17 protein-coding genes are annotated in these 20,655 nt (G+C 59.8%); 13 read left to right on the top strand and 4 right to left on the bottom strand.

Annotated features, from left to right (window positions below):
* Positions 1 to 26: 26 nt before the first annotated feature.
* Together sodB and xseA are read right to left on the bottom strand one after the other, a co-directional pair.
* Complete coding sequence (gene sodB, locus BCF11_RS03310; protein ID WP_098493477.1) at positions 27 to 614, bottom strand: superoxide dismutase [Fe]; 588 nt, start codon at positions 612 to 614, stop codon at positions 27 to 29.
* A gap of 192 nt (positions 615 to 806) precedes the next feature.
* On the bottom strand, positions 807 to 2,168 hold the full coding sequence (xseA, locus tag BCF11_RS03305; RefSeq protein WP_098493476.1) for an exodeoxyribonuclease VII large subunit: 1,362 nt from the start codon (positions 2,166 to 2,168) through the stop codon (positions 807 to 809).
* 222 nt (positions 2,169 to 2,390) lie between these two features.
* On the opposite strand from xseA, the gene BCF11_RS03300 reads away from it, so the two are divergent.
* From BCF11_RS03300 to BCF11_RS03265, 8 genes are all read left to right on the top strand, one after another.
* Complete coding sequence (locus tag BCF11_RS03300; protein ID WP_143751245.1) at positions 2,391 to 2,678, top strand: hypothetical protein; 288 nt, start codon at positions 2,391 to 2,393, stop codon at positions 2,676 to 2,678.
* Between the two features lie 218 nt (positions 2,679 to 2,896).
* Positions 2,897 to 3,502 (top strand): MotA/TolQ/ExbB proton channel family protein, encoded by a 606-nt coding sequence (locus BCF11_RS03295; RefSeq protein ID WP_098493474.1) that lies wholly within the window; start codon positions 2,897 to 2,899, stop codon positions 3,500 to 3,502.
* Positions 3,499 to 3,933 carry a biopolymer transporter ExbD gene (locus BCF11_RS03290; protein WP_098493473.1) on the top strand — a complete coding sequence of 145 codons (435 nt, stop codon included), beginning with the start codon at positions 3,499 to 3,501 and terminating at the stop codon, positions 3,931 to 3,933. The genes BCF11_RS03295 and BCF11_RS03290 overlap by 4 nt, the downstream gene beginning before the upstream one ends.
* A complete protein-coding gene (lpxK, locus tag BCF11_RS03285) occupies positions 3,920 to 4,963 on the top strand; it encodes a tetraacyldisaccharide 4'-kinase (protein WP_233212347.1) in 1,044 nt (347 codons plus the stop codon). Before BCF11_RS03290 ends, lpxK begins: the two co-directional genes overlap by 14 nt.
* The gene (locus BCF11_RS03280) at positions 4,944 to 5,138 is read left to right on the top strand and encodes a Trm112 family protein (RefSeq protein ID WP_098493471.1); all 195 of its coding nucleotides are present in this window, start codon (positions 4,944 to 4,946) and stop codon (positions 5,136 to 5,138) included. Before lpxK ends, BCF11_RS03280 begins: the two co-directional genes overlap by 20 nt.
* Before the next feature lie 15 nt (positions 5,139 to 5,153).
* The gene (gene kdsB, locus BCF11_RS03275) at positions 5,154 to 5,918 is read left to right on the top strand and encodes a 3-deoxy-manno-octulosonate cytidylyltransferase (RefSeq protein WP_098497297.1); all 765 of its coding nucleotides are present in this window, start codon (positions 5,154 to 5,156) and stop codon (positions 5,916 to 5,918) included.
* A 204-nt stretch (positions 5,919 to 6,122) separates the two neighbouring features.
* Entirely contained in the window at positions 6,123 to 6,779 is a 657-nt protein-coding gene (adk, locus tag BCF11_RS03270) for an adenylate kinase (protein ID WP_098493470.1), read from the top strand.
* Between the two features lie 268 nt (positions 6,780 to 7,047).
* On the top strand, positions 7,048 to 9,513 hold the full coding sequence (locus tag BCF11_RS03265) for a sodium-translocating pyrophosphatase (RefSeq protein ID WP_098493469.1): 2,466 nt from the start codon (positions 7,048 to 7,050) through the stop codon (positions 9,511 to 9,513).
* Positions 9,514 to 10,402: 889 nt separating this feature from the next.
* Here the strand turns inward: BCF11_RS03265 and BCF11_RS03260 are convergent.
* The gene (locus BCF11_RS03260; protein ID WP_098493468.1) at positions 10,403 to 11,326 is read right to left on the bottom strand and encodes a hypothetical protein; all 924 of its coding nucleotides are present in this window, start codon (positions 11,324 to 11,326) and stop codon (positions 10,403 to 10,405) included.
* A gap of 153 nt (positions 11,327 to 11,479) precedes the next feature.
* Between BCF11_RS03260 and BCF11_RS03255 the strand changes: the two genes are divergently transcribed.
* The 4 genes from BCF11_RS03255 (at position 11,480) to BCF11_RS03240 (ending at position 18,265) form a co-directional block, all read left to right on the top strand.
* Positions 11,480 to 12,316 (top strand): M15 family metallopeptidase, encoded by an 837-nt coding sequence (locus tag BCF11_RS03255; protein ID WP_098493467.1) that lies wholly within the window; start codon positions 11,480 to 11,482, stop codon positions 12,314 to 12,316.
* 217 nt (positions 12,317 to 12,533) lie between these two features.
* Positions 12,534 to 16,496 carry a type VI secretion system membrane subunit TssM gene (tssM, locus tag BCF11_RS03250; RefSeq protein WP_098493466.1) on the top strand — a complete coding sequence of 1,321 codons (3,963 nt, stop codon included), beginning with the start codon at positions 12,534 to 12,536 and terminating at the stop codon, positions 16,494 to 16,496.
* The gene (tagF, locus tag BCF11_RS03245; protein ID WP_098493465.1) at positions 16,493 to 17,479 is read left to right on the top strand and encodes a type VI secretion system-associated protein TagF; all 987 of its coding nucleotides are present in this window, start codon (positions 16,493 to 16,495) and stop codon (positions 17,477 to 17,479) included. The genes tssM and tagF overlap by 4 nt, the downstream gene beginning before the upstream one ends.
* 3 nt (positions 17,480 to 17,482) lie before the next feature.
* A complete protein-coding gene (locus tag BCF11_RS03240) occupies positions 17,483 to 18,265 on the top strand; it encodes an OmpA family protein (protein ID WP_098493464.1) in 783 nt (260 codons plus the stop codon).
* 42 nt (positions 18,266 to 18,307) lie between these two features.
* Here BCF11_RS03240 and tssA read toward each other — a convergent pair whose 3' ends face one another.
* A complete protein-coding gene (gene tssA / locus BCF11_RS03235) occupies positions 18,308 to 19,423 on the bottom strand; it encodes a type VI secretion system protein TssA (protein WP_098493463.1) in 1,116 nt (371 codons plus the stop codon).
* 550 nt (positions 19,424 to 19,973) lie between these two features.
* On the opposite strand from tssA, the gene BCF11_RS03230 reads away from it, so the two are divergent.
* Complete coding sequence (locus tag BCF11_RS03230; RefSeq protein WP_098493462.1) at positions 19,974 to 20,540, top strand: hypothetical protein; 567 nt, start codon at positions 19,974 to 19,976, stop codon at positions 20,538 to 20,540.
* Positions 20,541 to 20,655 lie beyond the last annotated feature (115 nt).

Raw genomic sequence — 20,655 nt, 5'->3', positions numbered from 1 at the left:
CCTGGCCGGCTGTAGTAAATTGCGTGTTATGCGAAATTCTTCGAAGCAAATTCCCAATTCGCCAATGCCCAGAATGCTTCCAGGTATTTTGGACGGGCGTTGCGGTAGTCGATGTAGTACGCATGTTCCCAGACGTCGACGGTGATCAAAGGCTTAGCGTCGGTAGTCAGTGGGGTAGCTGCGTTGGAAGTCGACACCAGACCGAGCGAACCGTCAGCATTCTTCACCAGCCAGGCCCAGCCGGAACCGAAAGTGCCGACTGCAGTCTTGGTCAGTTCAGCCTTGAAGTTGTCGAACGAACCCCACTTGGCGTTGATCGCATCTGCCAATGCGCCGGTTGGTGCGCCGCCGCCACCTTGTGCTACCGGCGACAGGCTATGCCAGTAGAAAGTGTGGTTCCAGATTTGCGCTGCATTGTTGAAGACGCCGCCGGACGATTTCTTGACGATATCTTCCAGGGATGCGTTTTCGAATTCTGTGCCTGGGATCAGGTTGTTCAGGTTGGTCACATAGGTCTGGTGATGCTTGCCATAGTGAAATTCCAGAGTCTCTTTGGAAATGTGTGGAGCTAATGCATCCAGAGCGTACGGCAGGGGCGGGAGAGTGTGTGCCATGTTGTGCGTCCTTCCTATAGTTTTATTGGGATTACAAAGAAGCTGTTGCCTATACAAGTACAAGTGATGAACAGTTTCCAGGAAAGAGCTATTGTAAAGCGCTTAGCTATTCCATGCAGCAAGCTTGCGCTTTCCGGCTCCTTTTTATTCCATCCATTATGTGGCCTGCGCCGCATCCAGCAAAATCGTTGCTCAATCCAGTGTTGCCTGCACGCTGTCTATGCCGACCTTGGCGCTGCCTTCTGCCAGTTGGACAGTAACGAAATGGCGTGGCTGCAAGGCTTGCGGCGTGCGGATTACATGCCCTTTGGCGTCGGAAACGATGGCGTAGCCGCGTTCCAGCGTGCGCTGCGGATTCAGCAGTTCGAGTTGCGCATTGAGCGCTGCCAGCGCCTGCCGCCGGTCCTTGTTTTTTGCCGCCAGCGCGCTGCCGAGGCGGCGGCTCTGCTCCAGCAGTGCGCTGCGTGGCGCCGTGGTATCGGGAATCCGCGCGGCCAGGCGGGTGCGCAGGTTGAGCAGGGCGTAGCGCGACTGCGTCAGCGGAATGCGGGTGGCGTGCAGCAAGCGGCTGTGCAGGCTTTGCAACTTGACTCGTTCGTGGGCAATGGTGGCGGCCGGGCTGCTCAGGCGGCGTCCCAGCCAGTCCAGCGTCTGGCTGGCTTCGCCCAGCTGCCGGCGCAAGGCGCGGGTGAGGTCGTCGGCGTGCGCTTCCAGCGTCGCCAGCCAGTCGCCGCGCGGCACCGTGGCCAGCTCGGCGGCGGCGGTCGGGGTGGCGGCGCGCAGGTCGGCGGCAAAGTCGGCGATGGTGAAGTCGGTCTCGTGGCCGACTCCGGAAATCACCGGCATCGGCGCGGCGACAATCGCGCGCGCCACCGCTTCGTCATTGAACGACCACAGATCTTCGATGCTGCCGCCGCCGCGGCACACCAGCAGCAACTCGCATTCGGCGCGCGCCGCCGCGGTGTTGATGGCGCGCGCGATTTTTTCCGCGGCGCCGTCGCCTTGCACCGGCGTCGGGTACAGAATCACGCGCACATGCGGCGCACGGCGCGCCAGCGCGGTCAGGATATCGCGCAGCGCCGCCGCCTGAAGGCTGGTGACGATGCCGATGGTTCGGGCGAACGGCGGCAGCGGCCGTTTGCGCGCCGGATCGAACAAGCCTTCGGCGTTGAGTTTTTCTTTCAGGCGCAAAAACGCTTCGTACAGATTGCCGACGCCGGCGCGCCGGATCGCCTCGACATTGAGCTGATAGTCGCCGCGCGCGGCGTACAGGGTCACCAGCGCCCGCACTTCCACCTTGTCGCCGTCGCGCGGGGTAAAGCCAGCATGCTGGGCGCGGCCCTTGAACATCACGCCGCGCACTTGCGCTGCATCGTCCTTCAGCGTGAAGTACCAGTGGCCGGATGCGTAGCTCTTGAAATTCGAGATTTCGCCCGAGACCCAGGCCAGTGGAAAACTGCGTTCCAGCATCCGCGCAACGGCTTGATTCAAGGCGGACACCGTCAATATCTGAGGGCCGCTGGAACGGTTGTCGGGAGGGCTGGAGAGATTCATGCTGGCTTTCGATTCAAATAATTACCTTGTCCGTTGAAGTAGGCGGAACAGGGAGCGCTGATATTGTAAAGCACAGCCGCTGCACAGTAATGGAAAAGTGAAACAAATCAAAGGCTTGTCCTGAATGCAGTGAGCTTGCGCACAAGCTTATCCACATATTCTGTGGGTAACTGCGGATTTCTGCCGGCTTGTGGATATGTGTCGGATATGCGCCAGGTAAGCATGGCAAAACGATCACGGATGATGGTGAAAATTTCTCTCGCCATCCGTAAAGCCCTGTTTCAGGCGCATTTGCGGCATTCCTTCACACTGGTGAAAATGCGTTTCCAATCAATGACTTCAGATGAATCCAGTGCGCTTGTGCACAAAGTTATCCCCAAAATCTGTGGAGAACTTTGCGCGCGCAGCGCCGGCAAAACCTGCCTGTTTTTGCAACAGCGGGAAAAATTCCTTTTAAATCATGGACTTCAATATCGAGTTCGCTACTTGTCCACAATCTTGTTCACATAATGTGTGTGAAACTTCGGGAAGCGTTTTATCAACATAAAACACAGCAGAAAACACATCGATAAAAATTTCTGCTCAGCAATGCTTGTCACGCTTGCCCACAAGCCGTCAACAAGTTACATTCTGCATCCATGCCGATGAACCCCTCATCTGCATTTGTCTAGGCGACCCCGTCTCGTCAATACGCTCTACTGTATTCGTACCTCACCAAGGAGTTTCTTTTGTTTGCCATTATTCAAGCTGCGGGCTGGCCAATCTGGTTGTTGTTAATTGCCTCAGTCATTGCCACCGCATTGATTATCGAACGTCTCGTTTATTTGCGCCGTCCGCGGATTCTGCCGCCGCAACTGTTGCAGGAAGTGATACGGGTTTATCACAACGGCAAGATCAATGACGACGTCTTGACCAACCTTGCTTCCAATTCGCCGCTGGGGCGGGTGCTGGCTGCCGGCCTGCGCAATGTCGATGCGCCGCGCGACCTGATGAAGGAATCGATCGAAGAGGCCGGCCAGGCGACTGCGCATGACCTCGAACGGTTCCTGACGACGCTGGGCACGATTGCCTCGCTGGCGCCATTGATGGGCTTGTTCGGCACGGTGGTCGGCATGATCGAAATCTTTGGCGCGACCACTGGCGCCGGCGCCGATCCTACGCAACTGGGCCATGGCATTTCGGTGGCGCTGTATAACACAGGCTTCGGTCTGGCGATCGCCATGCCTGCCTTGATTTTCTATCGCCATTTCCGCGCCCTGGTGGACGGCTTCGTGGTTGATATGGAGCAGCAGGCTGTAAAATTTGTCGATACAGTTCATGGTGCGCGTAAATGAATTTCCGTAAAGGCAAGGGCCGCGAGGACCCTGAAATCAACCTGATTCCGTTCATCGATGTCTTGCTGGTGATCGTGATCTTCCTGATGGTGACCACCAGTTACAGCAAGTTCACCGCGCTGCAGATCACCTTGCCGACCGCCGATGCCGACAAGGCCATGACGCAGCCGCAGGAGATCAACGTCGCGGTCAATCCGCAGGGTCAGTACGCTGTGAACAACGTGCAGGTGTCGTCCAAGGATGCGGCGTCGCTGGCGCTGGACCTGAAGAATGCGGTGCAGGCCGATGGCCAGTCCAAGGCGGACCCGGTGGTGATCATCAATGCCGACGCCATGGCGACCCATCAGACTGTGATCAATGTGCTGGAAGCTGCGCGTCTGGCAGGTTTCGACAAGATCACGTTTGCCGCCCAGACTAGTGGCCACAAGTAAAAGTTCGCTTGAATCGACCCTGAGCGCCGCCTGGCAGCGGCGCGGCTTGCTGGCATGCCTGCTGTGGCCGCTGTCGCTGCTGTTCGGCTTGCTGGCGGCATTGCGGCGCCGGCTCTATGCCGCCGGCTGGCAGGCCAGCACCCGCTTGCCGGTGCCGGTGATCGTGGTCGGCAATATCTTTGTCGGCGGCACCGGCAAGACGCCGCTGACGATCTGGCTGGTGCAAGCCCTGCGCCAAGCCGGCTATGTACCGGGCGTGATCTCGCGCGGCTATGCGGCGCAATCTGCCGATGGAAAACCACAGGTGCGGCAAGTGAATGCAACTTCGCTGGCGGCCGAGGTCGGCGACGAACCCTTGCTGATCGCCGGCCGCGCGCAGTGCCCGGTGGTGGTCGGGCGCGACCGGGTGGCGGCGGCGCAAGTCTTGCTGCATGCGCATCCCGAAGTCAACCTGATCTTGTCTGACGACGGCTTGCAGCATTACCGTTTGCAGCGCGATATCGAAATCGTCCTGTTCGATTCCCGCGGCCCCGGCAACGGCTGGCTGCTGCCGGCCGGGCCCTTGCGCGAACCGGCTTCGCGCCGGCGCGACTTTACCGTGGTCAATGCCCCCGCGATTCCCGCCTCCATGCCGGCCGGAGCTATCCGCATGCAGCTGGTGGGTGAGCAGGCCGAACGCCTGGCCGATCCGGCGCAGACGCGGACGCTGGCCAGCTTGCGCGATCCGGCGCTGAAGCTCGCCGCAGCCGCCGGGATAGGCAATCCGCAACGCTTTTTCAACATGCTGAGCGCGGCCGGCCTGGCGTTCGAGACGCTGGCCTTGCCCGATCATCATGACTTTTCCGACAATCCGTTTGCCGCCCTGCAGGCAGAGCTGATCCTGATCACGGAAAAGGATGCAGTAAAATGTCGACAAATAGCTTCTATTAAAAACGACCCGCGCATCTGGGTCGTTCCGGTGACGGCGCAGATTGACGCCGCACTGTCACATCAAATTCTGGAGAAACTCCGTGGACACTCAACTGCTTGACATCCTGGTCTGCCCGATCTGCAAAGGACCGCTGCATCATGACAAGAAAGCCCAGGAACTGATTTGTAACGCTGACAAACTGGCTTATCCGATCCGCGACGGCATCCCCATCATGTGGGCCGACCAGGCGCGCGACCTCAGCGCCCCGGCCGGCGGCGCGGCTCCTGCAGCCTGAGTGGCGGGAGACACTGTGAGTCCGAGCAAGCCTTTCACGGTCATCATTCCGGCGCGGCTGGCTTCCACCCGCCTGCCCAACAAGCCGCTGGCCGACATCGGCGGCAAGCCGATGATCGTGCGCACCGCCGAGCGCGCTGCGCAATCCGGGGCGGCGCAGGTGATCGTGGCCACCGACCATGCGGAAATCCTGGCGGTCTGCGCCCAGCATGGGATTGCCGCACGGCTGACGCGCGCCGACCATCCTTCCGGCACCGACCGCATCGCGGAAGTGGCGGCGGCGCTGGGTCTGGCGGCCGATGCCGTGGTGGTCAACGTGCAGGGCGACGAACCGATGATCGATCCGGCCCTGATCGCGGCCACTGCCGCCCAGATCAGCGCCGAGGTGCCGATGGCGACCGCGGCCCATGTCATCGATGCGGTGAGTGATATATTCAATCCGAATGTGGTCAAGGTAGTGCTGAACCAGGCCGGGCGCGCCCTGTATTTTTCACGGGCGACGATTCCCTGGCACCGGGACGGTTTTGCGCAAACGCAGCAGAGCCTGCCAGCCGGCTACCAGCCTTTGCGGCATATCGGCTTGTACGCCTACAGCAATGGTTTTTTGCAAACCTACCCGACTTTGGCAGTGTCGCCGCTGGAACAGATCGAAGCGCTGGAGCAGCTGCGGGTGTTGTGGCACGGCTATCCGATTGCGGTGCATATTGCGCCGGCGGCGCCGGCGCCTGGCGTCGATACGGCGGAAGACCTGGAGCGGGTGCGCCGTTTTTTCACTGCATGAAATACCAGGAAATAACAGAAAATCATCGTTGAACCAACAGAAAACGTGCCCAAATCGTGGGCAAAGCGCGCTGTTTGGTAAAATTGTATGGTAAGTTTCATGCAAAGATAGCGTGATATAAATAAGCATCTCAGGAGACGTCGCTGCCAGTTCGCTGTGCGCCGTCGCCACAATCAATTCACAAACTCACCTTAGGACTTCAACATGCGCCTCATCCTTTTAGGAGCGCCTGGTGCCGGTAAAGGCACGCAAGCGACTTTCATTAAAGAGAAATTCAACATTCCGCAGATTTCCACGGGCGACATGTTGCGCGCAGCAGTCAAGGCTGGCACTCCGCTAGGCATTGAAGCGAAGAAGGTGATGGATGCAGGCGGCCTGGTCTCCGACGACATCATCATCGGCTTGGTCAAGGACCGCCTGAAACAGTCGGATTGCGCCAACGGCTACCTGTTCGACGGCTTCCCGCGCACCATTCCGCAGGCAGACGCCATGAAAGAAGCGGGCGTGTCTATCGACTACGTGCTGGAAATTGACGTTCCCGACAGCGCCATCATCGAACGCATGAGCGGCCGCCGCGTGCATCTGTCCTCGGGCCGTACCTACCACGCCAAGTTCAATCCGCCGAAAGTGGCGGGCAAGGACGACGTCACCGGCGAAGACCTGATCCAGCGCGACGACGACAAGGAAGAAACCGTCAAGAAACGTTTGTCCGTGTATCACGAACAGACCGAAGTGCTGGTCAATTACTACGGCGACTGGGCCAAGGCCGGCTTGCCGGGCGCGCCCAAGTATCGCAAGATCGCCGGCGTCGGTCCGGTCGAGCAGATACGCGACAGCGCGTTTGCGGCATTGGAAGCATAAAGAAAGCGGACTTCGGTCCGCTTTTTCTTTTAATCAATACTTTGCGACAAAGTCATTTAGAATAAATCCAAGCTCCAATCTTCAGGCAGCAGCAACCCGTCAAAGCCAGCCCAAGCATCTCACTGAAAATAAAAGGGCAACGAAAAATTTTGCATTACGCGGTATCGGCCGGGAATCGCAGGCGCCAAGTTGGTGTCGCGCAGACCGGTGAAATGGTGTGATTGTCTTATTTTGTCGTGCAGCCGTTCGAAAAACAGGAGGAGTCAACATGGCATCAAGTCTATGGTTTGCCGTCGCTTGCGGCATCATTGCCGTTATCTACGGGCTGGTTTCACGCAGTTGGATATTGAAGCAGGATCCTGGTAATCCGCGCATGCAGGAAATTGCCGCCGCGATCCAGCAGGGCGCCGCCGCCTACCTGGCGCGCCAGTACCGCACCATCGCCATCGTCGGCGCGGTGCTGTTCATCGTGATTGCCATATTGCCGGGACTGGGGCTGGTGACCGCCGCCGGCTTTCTGATCGGCGCGGTGCTGTCGGGCGCCTGCGGCTTCATCGGCATGAATGTCTCGGTGCGCGCCAATGTGCGCACCGCCCAAGCCGCCACCAAGGGCATCGGGCCGGCGCTGAACGTCGCTTTCCGCGGCGGCGCCATCACCGGCATGCTGGTGGTAGGCCTTGGCTTGCTCGGCGTAACCTTGTTTTTCCTGTGGCTGCTGGCCTTCACCGGACCTGCCAGCGCGTCGCTGCATGATGTCATCCGGCCGCTGATCGGACTGGCTTTCGGCGCTTCGCTGATTTCGATTTTCGCCCGTCTCGGCGGCGGCATCTTCACCAAGGGCGCCGACGTCGGCGCCGACCTGGTGGGCAAGGTGGAAGCCGGCATTCCGGAAGATGACCCGCGCAATCCGGCGGTGATCGCCGATAACGTCGGCGACAATGTCGGCGACTGCGCCGGCATGGCGGCCGACTTGTTCGAAACCTATGTGGTGACCTTGATCGCCACCATGCTGCTCGGTTCGCTGCTGGTGCATGGCGCCGAATTGCTGGCGGTGCTGTATCCGCTGGCCCTGGGCGGCGTCTCCATCCTGGCCTCGATCATCGGTTGTTCCATGGTCAAGGCCAAGCCGGGCAAGAAAATCATGTCGGCGCTGTATACCGGCCTGTGGTGGGCGGCGATCCTGAGCCTGATCGGCTTTGCAGTGGTGACCTGGCTGATCCTGCCGGAGCCAATGCGGATACCGCTGATGGGCTCAGCCTTCATCGGCATCGTCCTCACCGGCTTGATGGTCTACATCACCGAGTATTACACCGGCACCGATTTCAAGCCGGTGCGCCACATCGCGCAAGCCTCCACCACCGGCCACGGCACCAATATCATCGCCGGTCTCGGCGTCTCGATGAAATCGACTGCCTATCCGGTGCTGGCGGTGTGCGTCGCCATTCTGGCGTCTTATTGGCTGGCGGGCCTGTACGGCATCGCCATCGCTGCCACTGCCATGCTGTCGATGGCCGGCATCATCGTGGCGCTGGACGCCTACGGTCCGATCACCGATAACGCCGGCGGCATCGCCGAAATGTCGGGCCTGCCGGATTCGGTGCGGGCGATTACCGATCCGCTGGACGCGGTCGGCAATACCACCAAGGCGGTCACCAAGGGCTATGCTATCGGCTCGGCCGGCCTGGCGGCGCTGGTGCTGTTCGCCGATTACACCCATGCCCTCGATTCGGTCGGCAAGAGCACCGTCTTCGATCTCTCCAATCCGCTGGTGATCGTCGGCCTCTTCATCGGCGGCCTGATCCCCTACCTGTTCGGGGCGATGGCGATGGAAGCCGTGGGCCGCGCCGCCGGCGCGGTGGTGGTGGAAGTGCGGCGCCAGTTCCGCGACATCAAGGGCATCATGGACGGCAGCGGCAAGCCGGAGTACGACAAGGCGGTCGACATGCTGACTTCATCGGCGATCAAGGAAATGATCATCCCGTCGCTGCTGCCGGTGGTGGTACCTATCCTGGTTGGCCTGATCCTCGGCCCGGCGGCGCTGGGCGGCCTGCTGATGGGAACCATCGTCACCGGTCTGTTCGTGGCGATCTCCATGACCACCGGCGGCGGCGCCTGGGACAATGCCAAGAAATATATCGAGGACGGCAACCACGGCGGCAAGGGTTCGGAGGCGCACAAGGCGGCGGTGACCGGCGACACGGTCGGCGATCCCTACAAGGATACGGCCGGTCCGGCGGTCAATCCGCTGATCAAGATCATCAACATCGTGGCCTTGCTGCTGGTGCCTTTGCTGCCGGGGAGCGGCATGAACCAGGCGGTTGCAGGGCCGGAGGTGATCCTGGTGCCGGCGCCGGTTACGGCGCCCGCAGCTGAAACGGCCAGCGCCGGCAGCGCAGCAGCAGCGGCGACTGCGCCGGCTTCGGCGCCGTCTGCGGTGATCTATTTCGAATCGGGCAAGTCGGAGGCGCCGGCCGACACCAGCGAAAAGCTGGCGCCGGTCATCGAAGCGGCCAAGGCCAAGACCGACGCCAAAGTGGTGGTGAGCGGCTTCCATGACACCACCGGCGATCCGGCCAAGAATGAAGAAATCTCCAAGGAACGCGCCAAGAGCGTCAAGGCGCTGTTGCTGATCGGCGGCGTGGCGGAAGACGCGATCGTACTGGAGAAGCCGCAAGTGACTACCGGCAGCGGCGACAACGCCGAGGCGCGGCGGGTCGAGGTGAGTGTGCGCTGAAGCGGGGCGGGGCCGGATCGGGCAGGGCGGCAGCGACAGGCCGCCTTGCAGCTTCCTATACAGCTTTCCGTTCCGATGCGCGCAGCAGACTGCTTGTGCTACGCGTATCACGACGGCAGCCACAATAAAAATGGACACCACGCGGTGTAATGCCGTTCAGTTAAGACTGAACGGCATTTTTATTTGCGGAATTCGTAGGGTGGGCACTCCGTGCCCACGCGGACGGGCCGGGGCACGAATGTCAGAGACACGAATATCCACGATACTGCGTGGGCACGGAGTGCCCACCCTACGCCAGCGATTTTCAGTAAGAAATGATTAATTGCGTAGCGATTTTGTATCCGGCCGGTTGCTGTGCCCCTGCTTGTGTGGTCGAACTGATGGCGCTGCTGTTCGCATTCGGCGCGATAAGCGCTGCGGGCTTCCTGAGTTCGCGACAAAGCACCGGTAGGGTGGGCACTCCGTGCCCACGCGGACGGGCCGGGGCGCGAATGTCAGGGACACGATTATCCATGATACTGCGTGGGCACGGAGTGCCCACCCTACGGCAGCGATTTTCAGTAAGGAATGATTAATTGTGTAGCGATTTTGTATCCGGCCGGTTGCTGTGCCCCTGCTTGTGTGGTCGAACTGATGGCGCTGCTGTTCGCATTCGGCGCGATAAGTGCTGCGGGCTTCCTGAGCTCGCGACAAAGCACCGGTAGGGCGGGCACTCCGTGCCCACGCGGATAGGACGGGGGCGCGTAGCCCGGGTGCGAATGCCCAGGGACGTAAATCTCCACGGCACTGCGTGGGCACTCCGTGCCCACGCAGTGCCATGTCGTTCTGCCCTAACTGAACAGCATTACACCAGGCGGTGTCCTTTTTTATTGATGCCGTTGGCAAGCGCTTAGCGATTTACCTTGCACGCCGTATCGGTATCCCAGCGTCCGGAGCAAATACGCCAGCGGCACAGCTCGCCTTCGATCATGCCTAGTTGCCGGCAGCGCAGCAACAGGCCGGCGGTGCTGTCGCCGCTTTTGCGTTCGACGATATCGGGTCCTCCGTCAGAGGCGTTTTGCGCCAGCACAGGTTCAGCCGCTTTTTTCTTGGCTTGCTGCCTGGATTTTGCCGTCTCTTTAGCTGGCTTGGCCGGCTCGTTCACGCTGTCGCCGTGCGACACCAGTGCGCTCAGGATATTCACGTCGCTGTCGGGAGGCGTGCTGGCTGCTTTTGCCGGCTTCTGCGCAACTGCTTTTTTGTCCGGCACGTTGCGATTCACCAGCGGCGCATTCACGCTCTTGGCGGCCGGTTTCGCCTTTGCCGGCTTCGGTTCCTCCAGCGCGCTCTTCAGCGAAGTGGCAGTCACCGGCACGCCGGCTTCCAGGCTCTCGGTCAGCTTGGCGCGCGGATCGGCAGGCGCCGCGTCGGCAGCGGCATCGGATTTCTCAGTGTGGGTGGCTGGATCGTTTTCGATGACCGCAGCTTGCGATTCGGTTTTTTCAGGCGCGGGCGTATTGGCGGCAAGGACTGGAGTGCTCGACGGCAATTCTTTTGGTGCGGCCGGCGTAGGTGCGCTGGCCGCGGTGGCGTCGGCAAGCTGGGCGCTGCGTTGATTCCAGGCAAAAAAACCGCCGGCGCCGATCGCTGCCAGCAAGGCCAGCACGACGGCGCCGCGCACTACGCCGGATTTCTTTTGCGCAATGCCTTTCGCAGGAGAGTTCTTGCCCTCCAGGGCGTTCAGGATGCTCCCGCTGCTATTGTCTGTCGCTGTCGAACCCGATAGCAAATTCGGTTTTACAGAGCCGCGCGCAGTTTCTTCTGGTGGTTGCAAGACACAGTTCTCCAAATGTCAGGTATTAAACACAGACCGACGTGACGCCCAGTTTGATAAGGTATACTCTCTGACAACTAAATATGTCAACTGGCAATATATTACCAAAAAAGTACAATTTTTTTTTGGTAATATTCACGAAAGGTATTTGCGTTGGTCTTAGCCGTTGCTCTTTATTTCCTACTCGCCTGCGGCATCTCGGGTCTGCTGTTGTTTCCGGCTGCCCGTGAAATTGTATTTTCGGCACTGCTTAGAGGGCGGCAGCAACTCGGCGCCCAGGTCCAGAACTGGAAAGAACGCCGGTCAAGGACAACAAAATCCTTTACACAAAACCTGCAAGCGTCGAGACTCTCGACTTGGCAGTTTATTAAAAAACATCATTTGATTCTACTCGCAGGAACGGCGGTTGTGCTGATTCCGCCGTTAATTGCCTGGATGTTGAGTGGAAAAGCGATGCTGGGCAGCTATGATGATTCAGGGCAAGTTGTGAATCAGCAGATCGCCGCGCTGCTGGAAGGGGAGCAATTAGTACCGCCGCCACCGTTGCCGCCCGAGGTGTTTACTACCCAGGAAGTGGCGCAGGTGCGGCCGATGCTGGATAGCGCCAGCCGCAACTGGCAGCAGCTGGATGCTGATTTCACCCAGCGCCTGCTGATGACTTTCAAGATCATGAAAGAGCAGCATGGTTATGACATGGTGATTATCGAAGGGTATCGCAGTCCGGAGCGGCAGAATGCGCTGGCGCAGATGGGTGGCAGCGTGACCAACGCCAAGGCGTTCCAGAGTTACCACCAGTATGGCTTGGCCGCCGATTCGGCGTTCATGCGCAACGGCAAGCTGGTGATTACGGAGAAAGACCCGTGGGCCATGCGCGGTTATCAGCTGTATGGCGAAGTGGCTGAATCGGTCGGACTGACCTGGGGCGGCCGCTGGAAAATGATGGACCTGGGGCATGTGGAGTTCCGCAAGCCCGGGGTAATGAAAAAATGAAGCAGCTGTTTCGCAGTGCAATCCAGATTTACCGTTTAGGTTGATGCAGTCAGGCGCGGATATCGGCGTCGAACAGGGCAGATTTTCTGTTGTGTAAAAGCAACAGTAAGCAACAACCTGCAGTCGTGACGCTGAATCGGCTATCGTCACGGCTGCCGGTGGAAATTGCCGTTTTGCATCACTTTCAAAAGAATCAATTACTTAATTACTGATACCTATGCAACGAATTTGGCAATTTTTGACGAATGCACGCACTCTGGCAATCGTCGGTTTTGTGGCCCTGGCCTGTTTTCTCTTTCTTGCCGCGGATGCCTTGCAGGTCGACGGCATCTGGGTCGTGATTTTCCTGGTCGCGGTGCTGCTGATCTGGGGCCTGGTCTGGCTGTACCGCAAGCAGCGTACTAAAAAGGCGTCGCAAAACCTGAGCGACATGCTGGAAGGGCAGGCGGAGAAAGCCGCCGACAAGCCTAGCGCCGTCGGCCGCGACGAGACTGAGACCATCCGCAAGCGGATGCTGGAAGCGATTTCCACCATCAAGAATTCCAAGCTCGGTGAAAAATCCGGCGCCACTGCCTTGTATGAATTGCCGTGGTACATGATCATCGGCAATCCGGCTGCCGGCAAAAGCACGGCGGTCGCCAACTCCGGCCTGCAATTCCCGCTGGCCGACAAGAACAGCAATATCGTGCAGGGCATAGGCGGCACCCGCAATTGCGACTGGTTCTTCACTACCGACGGCATCCTGCTGGATACGGCAGGACGCTATTCCGTCCATGAGGAAGACCGCGCCGAGTGGTTCAGCTTCCTCGGCCTGCTGAAAAAGCACCGCAGCCGCGCGCCTATCAACGGCATCATCATCGCCGTCAGCGTCGCCGAGCTGGCCGGCAACAGGCCCGAGTTCGGCATCAACCTGGCCAAGAACCTGCGCCAGCGCGTGCAGGAGCTGACCGAGAAACTGGAAGTCTTTGCGCCGGTCTACGTGATGTTCACCAAGGCCGACCTGATCACCGGCTTTACCGAATTCTTCGTCGACATGGACCGCGGCGAAAAAGACCGCGTGTGGGGCGCCACCCTGCCGTACAACAGAAAGACCAGCAGCCAGGATGTGCTGGCGCATTTCGATGAACGCTTTGATGAATTGTTTGAAGGCCTGAAGGAAATCAGCCTGGCCAATATGGCTCTGAACCGCGGTGACCGCCTGCCGCCGGGCGTGCTGACTTTTCCGCTCGAATTCGCGGCGGTGAAGAGTTCCCTGCGCGCGTTCATCGCCACCTTGTTTGAAGAAAACCCGTTCCAGTTCAAGCCGGTATTCCGCGGCTTCTATTTCACCAGCGCCTTGCAGGAAGGCAGCGGCATCAGCAGTTCCTCGGAACGCATCGCCGACCGTTTCGATCTCAAGCTGCAAGCGATCGAGCGCCCGGAAATCCACTCCAAGCACGGCTTCTTCCTGCTCAACCTGTTCCGCAAAGTGATTTTTGCCGACAAGGACCTGGTGTCGCAATACGCCAGCCGCCACAAGACGCGCTTGCGCTACACCATGTTCTTCGCTGCTACCGCCTTCGTCGGCCTGGCGTTGGCCGGCTGGAGCTGGTCCTACATCGGCAACCGCCAGCTGACCGCCAACGTCCAGGCGGACCTGGACAAAGCCATCAAGCTGCAGGAAAAACGGATCGACCTGCAATCGCGCTTTGAAGCGATGGAAATCCTGCAAGACCGCATCGAGCAATTGCAAAAATATGACAACAGCCGTCCGCTGTCGCTCGGCTTCGGCCTGTACCAGGGCGACCTGCTGCAGCAGAAGCTGCGGGAAGAATACTTCGCCGGCGTCAAGGACATCATGCTCAAGCCGGTGACGGCGAATATCGAATCCTTCCTGTCTGAAATGAATGCGCATGCCGGACAGCTGGAACCGATGTCGCATCCGGTGCAGCTGACCAGCGCGACGGCGCCGGCGGCGGGTGCAGCAGCCGCGCAGCCGGGCCAGCCCGCGGCTGGCGGCGCCGTGGCGGGCGCCAGCGCCCAGGCAGCCGTTGCGACAGGCAGCAGCGGCGCTACCCAGCAATACAAGGATTCCTCGCCGACCAATGTCGAGGACGGCTACAACGCCCTGAAAACCTATCTGATGCTGAGCGACCGCCAGCGTGCCGAGTCTAGCCATCTGAACGATCAGCTGACCCGCTTCTGGCGCGGCTGGCTGGAAAGCAACCGCGGCAATATGACGCGTGAACAGATGATCCGCAGCGCCGAACGCCTGATGAGTTTCTACCTGTCGCAAATCAGCGATCCGTCCTGGCCGACCGTCGAAAGCAAGCTGACCCTGGTCGACCAGTCGCGCGACAACCTGCGCCGCGTGGTGCGCGGCATGGCGGCGAGGGATCGCGTGTATGCCGATATCAAGGCGCGCGCCTCGACCCGTTTCCCGTCGATCACGGTGGCCAGCATCGTCGGCGAACAGGACAAGGAACTGATCGTCGGCAGCTATGCGATTCCAGGAACATTTACACGCGACGCCTGGGAGAAGTTCGTCCAGGGCGCGTTCAAGGAAGCCGCCAACAAGGAATTGCAAAGCGCGGACTGGGTGCTGAAGACCGCTTCCAGCGACGACCTGACGCTGGAAGGCAGCCCGGAGCAGATCCAGAAGGCGCTGGTCACGCAGTACAAGACCGAATACGCCAAGGAATGGCAGAAGTTCATGCAGGGCGCGAATATCGCCGACCTCGGCGGCTTCGACAACGCGGTCAAGGCCATGAACCGTTTCGGCGATCCGTCCACTTCGCCGATCAACAAGTTCGTCAGCGCGGTCTACCAGCAGACCTCGTGGGACAATCCCTCTCTGCTGAACAATAGCCTGGGACGCGCGCAAAGCGGTGTAGTCGCCTGGTTCAAGCAAACCATCCTGCGGCAGGCGCCGTCCGGGGTTAATGTGAATGTCAACGTCAATGCCAACCCCGATGGCACAGCACTGCCGATGGGGCCGGTCGGCAAGGAATTTGCCGGCGTGGCGCGCATGGTGAGCGCCAAGGACAATAACGCCACGCTGATGCGCGGCTATATGGAAACCTTGTCGAAACTGCGGACCCGCTTCAACCAGATCAAGAACCAGGGCGATACCGGTCCGGGCGCCAATCAGCTGATGCAGCAGACCTTGAACGGCAGCGGCTCGGAACTGGCGGATGCGCTCAAATATGTCGATGAGCAGATGCTGGTCGGCATGAGCGATTCGCAGAAACAGGCGATCCGTCCGATCCTGGTGCGGCCGTTGATCCAGGCGTTTGCCGTCACCATTAAACCGACCGAGGCTGAGATGAATCGCACCTGGGCGGCGCAGGTGTACGCTCCGTTCGAGAAAACCCTGGCCGAGAAATATCCGTTTGCCGCCAATTCGAAGATCGAGGCGACCAGCGCGGAGATCGGCCAGACCTTCGGCCCGGACGGCAGCATCGCGAAATTCGTGAATGCCTCGATGGGACCATTGGTGGTACGCCGTGGCGATACGCTGGCGGCCAAGACCTGGGCCGACATGGGCATTACCTTGTCACCGACCATGGTGTCGAGCTTCGCGCGCTGGGTTGCGCCGCTGGGCGCCAGCAGCGCCGCGGCGGCTGGCGGCGGCGGGGCTGCGGCCGATGCGCAAACCGTGTTCCAGATCCAGGCGCTGCCGGCTGCCGGCACCACCGAGTACACCATCGAGATCGATGGCCAGCAGCTGCGCTACCGCAATACCCAGGCGCAGTGGACCAACTTTGTCTGGCCTAATCCGCAAGGCGTGGCAGGCGCCCGCATCACGGCGGTGACGTTTGACGGCCGCACCGTCGAAATCGCCAACCAGCCTGGCCGTTTCGGCCTGGAACGCCTGATCAACACGGCGGTGCGCAAGCGCAAGGACGGTAACTTCGAACTCAGCTGGACCAATGAAAATATCACCGTGCCGATCAACCTGAAGATCATCAGCAGCCCGCAAGTCAGCGCCAAGGCGCCGGACGGCGGCGCCCAGCAAGGACAGGGCTTCCGTGGCCTGAAGCTGCCGGAGACCATCGTCGGCAGCGCCGCCAGCCCGGTCAGCAATCCGGCTGCGGCGTCACCGGCGGCGACGGCAACAGCGGGAGCAGCAGGAGCAGCAGGAGCAGCAACGGCGGCCACTGCGGCAGGCGTAGCAACTGCAGGAGGGGCAGCACAATGAGCGTTGGAGAAAAGTTGGCAAATATCGGTTATTTCGGGAAAATCCCCAGCCGCGGCGATTTTATCAAGGCTACCGACAACATGCCGCTGGTGTCGATTCTCGACGAGTGGCTGGCGCAAGCCATGGACCTGCTGTCGGCCGAGCCGCGCTGGAAGATCGCTTACGACGCCGTCAGTCCGCTGCACTTCGCGTTCATCGGCCCACGCAGCCGGCGCGCCATCGCCGGCCACCTGATCGCCAGTAACGACCAGGCCAACCGGCGTTTTCCCTTCCTCGCCGTCAGCACCATGGAAATCGACGAGCCGCAGGATTTCACGGCCAAGAGTCCGATGGCTTTTTCGCGCCTGTGGAACCGTATGGAGAGCCAGGCATCCGAAGTGGTGGCGGCTACCGATCCGGCGATTTCCCTGCAAAACCTGACCGCTACCGGCATTCCTTTGCAGCTGGGCAGCGGCGCTTATCACGCGGCGTTCACCGATTTCATGGAAATTCAGACCGTCGGCGGACTGGAGAACATGTTGCGCAGCACTGGCTTCAAGGGTTCCTTGCGGCACCTGATCCTGGCGCTCGGCATCCTGTTGCAGCCGGTGATGGCGAGCGCTTCCTCGCGCCTGGAAAAGAGCCTGGTGATGCCATTGCCCGAGGATCCGCTGTACCGCAACCTGGTGGCGTCCTACTGGCTGCACCTGATCACGCCTTTCCTGTTGCGCGGCAATTTTGAGCTGGCCACCTTCGTCACCCGCATCAACGACCGGCCGGCGATGGTGATCGGCTTCAGCGGCGCTTCGCCGCGCACCCTGCAAGCCATCATGGATCCGCAGGTGGCGCTGGAGCACCACATCTCTTTCGAGGACGCCAACTGGGTCGAAGAACAGGTCAGCACCGACTACAGCATCACCAAAATCGCCAGCTACCTGGCGCAACCCACCTTATCGTTAAAATCGGCTCATGATTCGTTTCGTGAAGCATTTATTGGAGCCTGACGCATGCGTTATCTGAGCATTGCCCTGACATCGTTATTGCTGTCGAACCTGGCGCTGGCACAAAATGTGGCGCCCCCGGTGGCGACACCCAAACCCGGCCAGATCCTGGTCAGCGGCACCGTGCCGGACGAAGCCAGCAAACAGAGCGCGCTGAGCAAGTTGCAGGAACTGTACGGCGCCGACCGCGTGGTCGACCAGATCTCGGTCGGCTCGGTGGTGGCGCCGGCCAACTGGAACGGCTATGTGCAAAAGCTGATCAATCCCAGCCTGAAGCAGGTCAGCCGCGGCCAGCTGAAAATCGACGGCAACACCGTCAGCATCAACGGCGAAGTCAGCAACGAAGCGCAGCGCCAGCAGATCGCCAGCGAAATCGCCGGTAATTTGAATCCGACCTACACGGTCAAGAATGGCTTGCGGGTATCGGCTTCAGAACAGGGCTTGCTGGACCAGACGCTGGCCAACCGCACCATCGAATTCGAAAGCGGACAAGCGACGCTGACGCCTTCCGGCATGCGCATCCTCGACGAAATGTCGGCGGCGCTGTCGAAGCTGAAGGACAAGAAGGTGGAAGTGATCGGCCATACCGACAACCAGGGCCTGCGCGCGCGCAATATCGCGCTGAGCAAGGCGCGCGCCGATGCGGTCAAGGATTATCTGGCGCAGAAGGGCATCAATGGCGACCTGATCGTCACCTCGGGGCAGGGACCGGACCGGCCGATCATGACCAACGATACCGCCGACGGCCGCTCGCGCAACCGCCGGATTGAGTTCCGGGTATCCCAGTAAATAAAGAAACCAGGCGAAACTGAGGTGGCTGCGCTCGGCACCTCAGTTCTGGTCGTGCGACTGGTTGTCGCCCTGCAGTCCCAGCAATTCTTCCACATGCGCCAGCGATCCCGGATCCTTGATGACCGTGCGCAGCCAGTGATGCAGCGGCAGCTCGCCCCAGTGGGCGGCCTTTTCCGCGAGATAGGCAACCGGGCTGTGCGGCTCGGTGCGGCGGAAGAAATCCGCCACGTGGCGTAGTTGCATCAGGGCCTGGGTGCGATTCTGGATCGGGCCGTTGAGGCCTGTTGCTTGCGGTTCCTGCTGTTCCACCTGGTTCACCTCCGGTTGCATCTTGGCTGCGCTTTGTCCCGCGTTTTGTCCATTGTTGGCATGGGTGTCGGCGCCATTGGCTTGCGCTGCAGGGCGGGTATTGATCCCGGCTTCCTGGGCGAAACGGGTAATGGTTGCAATCACGCTTTCCAGCGCTTCCTTGACCGCGGAAAAAGCGGGGCCGTCCTGGCCGACCCGGAAATCTATCGATTTTTCCAGCTGCAGCAGCGCCTGCTGGCAAGCGTTAGCGTCGGCCAGCAGTTTTTCATAGTAAGCGGGAGAGGATTTGCGCCGTGCCGACTCCACATCCGCCAGCTTGACGCCGTCACCGCCATCGCTGTTGCCGCGTTCTTCATTGGCGGCGCGGATGCGCGCGGATTCGAAATCGATGGTAGAAAACGCCGTGCCGCGGCCTTCGGTGAGCGGGATTTCGCGCACCAGTTGCACCGAGCGCGACAATAGCCAGCCGACATTGCCGATGCGCAGTTCCTGATCGTCGTCGTCCGGTATCGGATACAGCATGTCCCAAAAGCGGTCGCTCAAGCCGGCCAGCAGCAGATAGCCATCGGCCAGTCCGCGGAAATGGCGCACCTTGGCATTGGCTTCGCTTAGCCAGACTGCCAGGCGCAAATCCTTGCTCTGGGTTTCGATCAGGCGCGCGCAGTTGTCGACCACAAATCCCCAGTCGGCTTCTTTCAGTTCGGTGATCCACTCGCCCTGGTCCAGCGACGGGTCGTCGAAACGGCGTGCATGGGCGATGGCGTCGAGGTCGCTGGAAAAGGACAGGTCGGCGCCGCAAGGTGCGGAGTCACTGATTGGATTAAGTAATTGTTCGACAGAAAACATAAAAGAAAACCCACAAAAATAATTCGAGCTAAGAAAGGTTGCAGTCGCCGGATCGAGGAGAAACCCGTTGCCGCCCCTGACCGGGAATATATCGCAACAGTAAATAAAATCTTGCCAATACATTACATGAAACGCCGGACAAATGCTGACATTTCCTCGGTGCAATCATACTCCAGTGTGTCCCCAGGGCTTTAAAAACGATAGGTAAATTGCCAATGTCACCAGTTGTGGTTTTTCTGTAGCTTGTATGCGATGCGGGTGTCAAAAAGGAAAAGGATATGTTTCCGTAGTAACATGTGTCCACAGTGCATGTATTGATCAGTTGCTGTTGCTCGCTATGCGATGCCGGAGCCCGGATTGTTATCGACAGGTGAAAACCGAGATCTCATGTTGAGAAAGCGGTCGTTGCACCTGCGTGAATTGTCATTATTTGTTAATTAGGCGGCAATAGTCGTAGCGGCGGTTAATAGCCGATTATGATTGTCATATGTGAAACGGCTGTGCCGTGCTGCCTCGGTTTTAATATTTTTAAGAAAGTGAGTAAGGGACTATGAATCATTGGAAAAACAAACTGATCTGCAGCGTTGCCATGAGCTGCCTGATGCTGCCGCTGGCCGCATCGGCCGCTGCCACCGCTCCTGCCGTGGCGGATACGGCGCAGAAGAACAGTGCAGCCGACCAGGAAATCAAAGTGCTCAAGGACGTAGCACAGGCCCGTCCGACCGAAAAAACGCCATGGCTGCGCATGACTCAGATCAAATACGATGCCGGCAGCTATGGCGACGCGGTTGCCTACGCACTGGAAGTGCTGCAACGCGATCCAGCCGACAAATATGCGCGCGGCGTGGTCGCCCTGGGCAGCCTCAAGCTGTCGATCAAGGCCCTGAATGACCTGAACGCGCAGAGCGATTTGAACGGCACGGTGCTGACAGACGCGCAAAGTCAGACAAAACTGCTGCGCGAAAGCCTGGGAGAAACCGTGGTTGATCCGTCGGCAGTGGCAGAAGCCAAGCCTAAGGCCAATCGTCCGTTGCGCAAGAAAGCCGTGCGTGCCGCCAAAGCCGCGGCGCCGACCGATGCCGGCGGCGACGCCAAGCCGTTTGGCGCGCTGCAATAACACACTGCAAACATTCAAACAGGGCGATGCCAGGCATCGCCATCTGAGCTGTTTCTCCGCATGTATCTTCCCGCAGCCGGTTGCCGGCTGGCTGCGCAATTGCCTGGCCTTATTC

The organism is Collimonas sp. PA-H2, from assembly GCF_002564105.1.
In the GTDB taxonomy this organism is placed as follows: domain Bacteria; phylum Pseudomonadota; class Gammaproteobacteria; order Burkholderiales; family Burkholderiaceae_D; genus Collimonas.
Note: the sequence above shows the minus strand (reverse complement) of the source record. Positions and strands in the feature narration are given on the sequence as shown.

Excerpts from the sequence above, each read along its gene's own strand:
- sodB (WP_098493477.1), bottom strand. The coding sequence starts at position 614 with ATGGCACACACTCTCCCGCCCCTGCCGTACGCTCTGGATGCATTAGCT.
- xseA (WP_098493476.1), bottom strand. The coding sequence starts at position 2,168 with ATGAATCTCTCCAGCCCTCCCGACAACCGTTCCAGCGGCCCTCAGATA.
- BCF11_RS03300 (WP_143751245.1), top strand. The coding sequence starts at position 2,391 with ATGGCAAAACGATCACGGATGATGGTGAAAATTTCTCTCGCCATCCGT.
- BCF11_RS03290 (WP_098493473.1), top strand. The coding sequence starts at position 3,499 with ATGAATTTCCGTAAAGGCAAGGGCCGCGAGGACCCTGAAATCAACCTG.
- adk (WP_098493470.1), top strand. The coding sequence starts at position 6,123 with ATGCGCCTCATCCTTTTAGGAGCGCCTGGTGCCGGTAAAGGCACGCAA.
- BCF11_RS03265 (WP_098493469.1), top strand. The coding sequence starts at position 7,048 with ATGGCATCAAGTCTATGGTTTGCCGTCGCTTGCGGCATCATTGCCGTT.
- tssM (WP_098493466.1), top strand. The coding sequence starts at position 12,534 with ATGCAACGAATTTGGCAATTTTTGACGAATGCACGCACTCTGGCAATC.
- tagF (WP_098493465.1), top strand. The coding sequence starts at position 16,493 with ATGAGCGTTGGAGAAAAGTTGGCAAATATCGGTTATTTCGGGAAAATC.
- BCF11_RS03240 (WP_098493464.1), top strand. The coding sequence starts at position 17,483 with ATGCGTTATCTGAGCATTGCCCTGACATCGTTATTGCTGTCGAACCTG.
- tssA (WP_098493463.1), bottom strand. The coding sequence starts at position 19,423 with ATGTTTTCTGTCGAACAATTACTTAATCCAATCAGTGACTCCGCACCT.
- BCF11_RS03230 (WP_098493462.1), top strand. The coding sequence starts at position 19,974 with ATGAATCATTGGAAAAACAAACTGATCTGCAGCGTTGCCATGAGCTGC.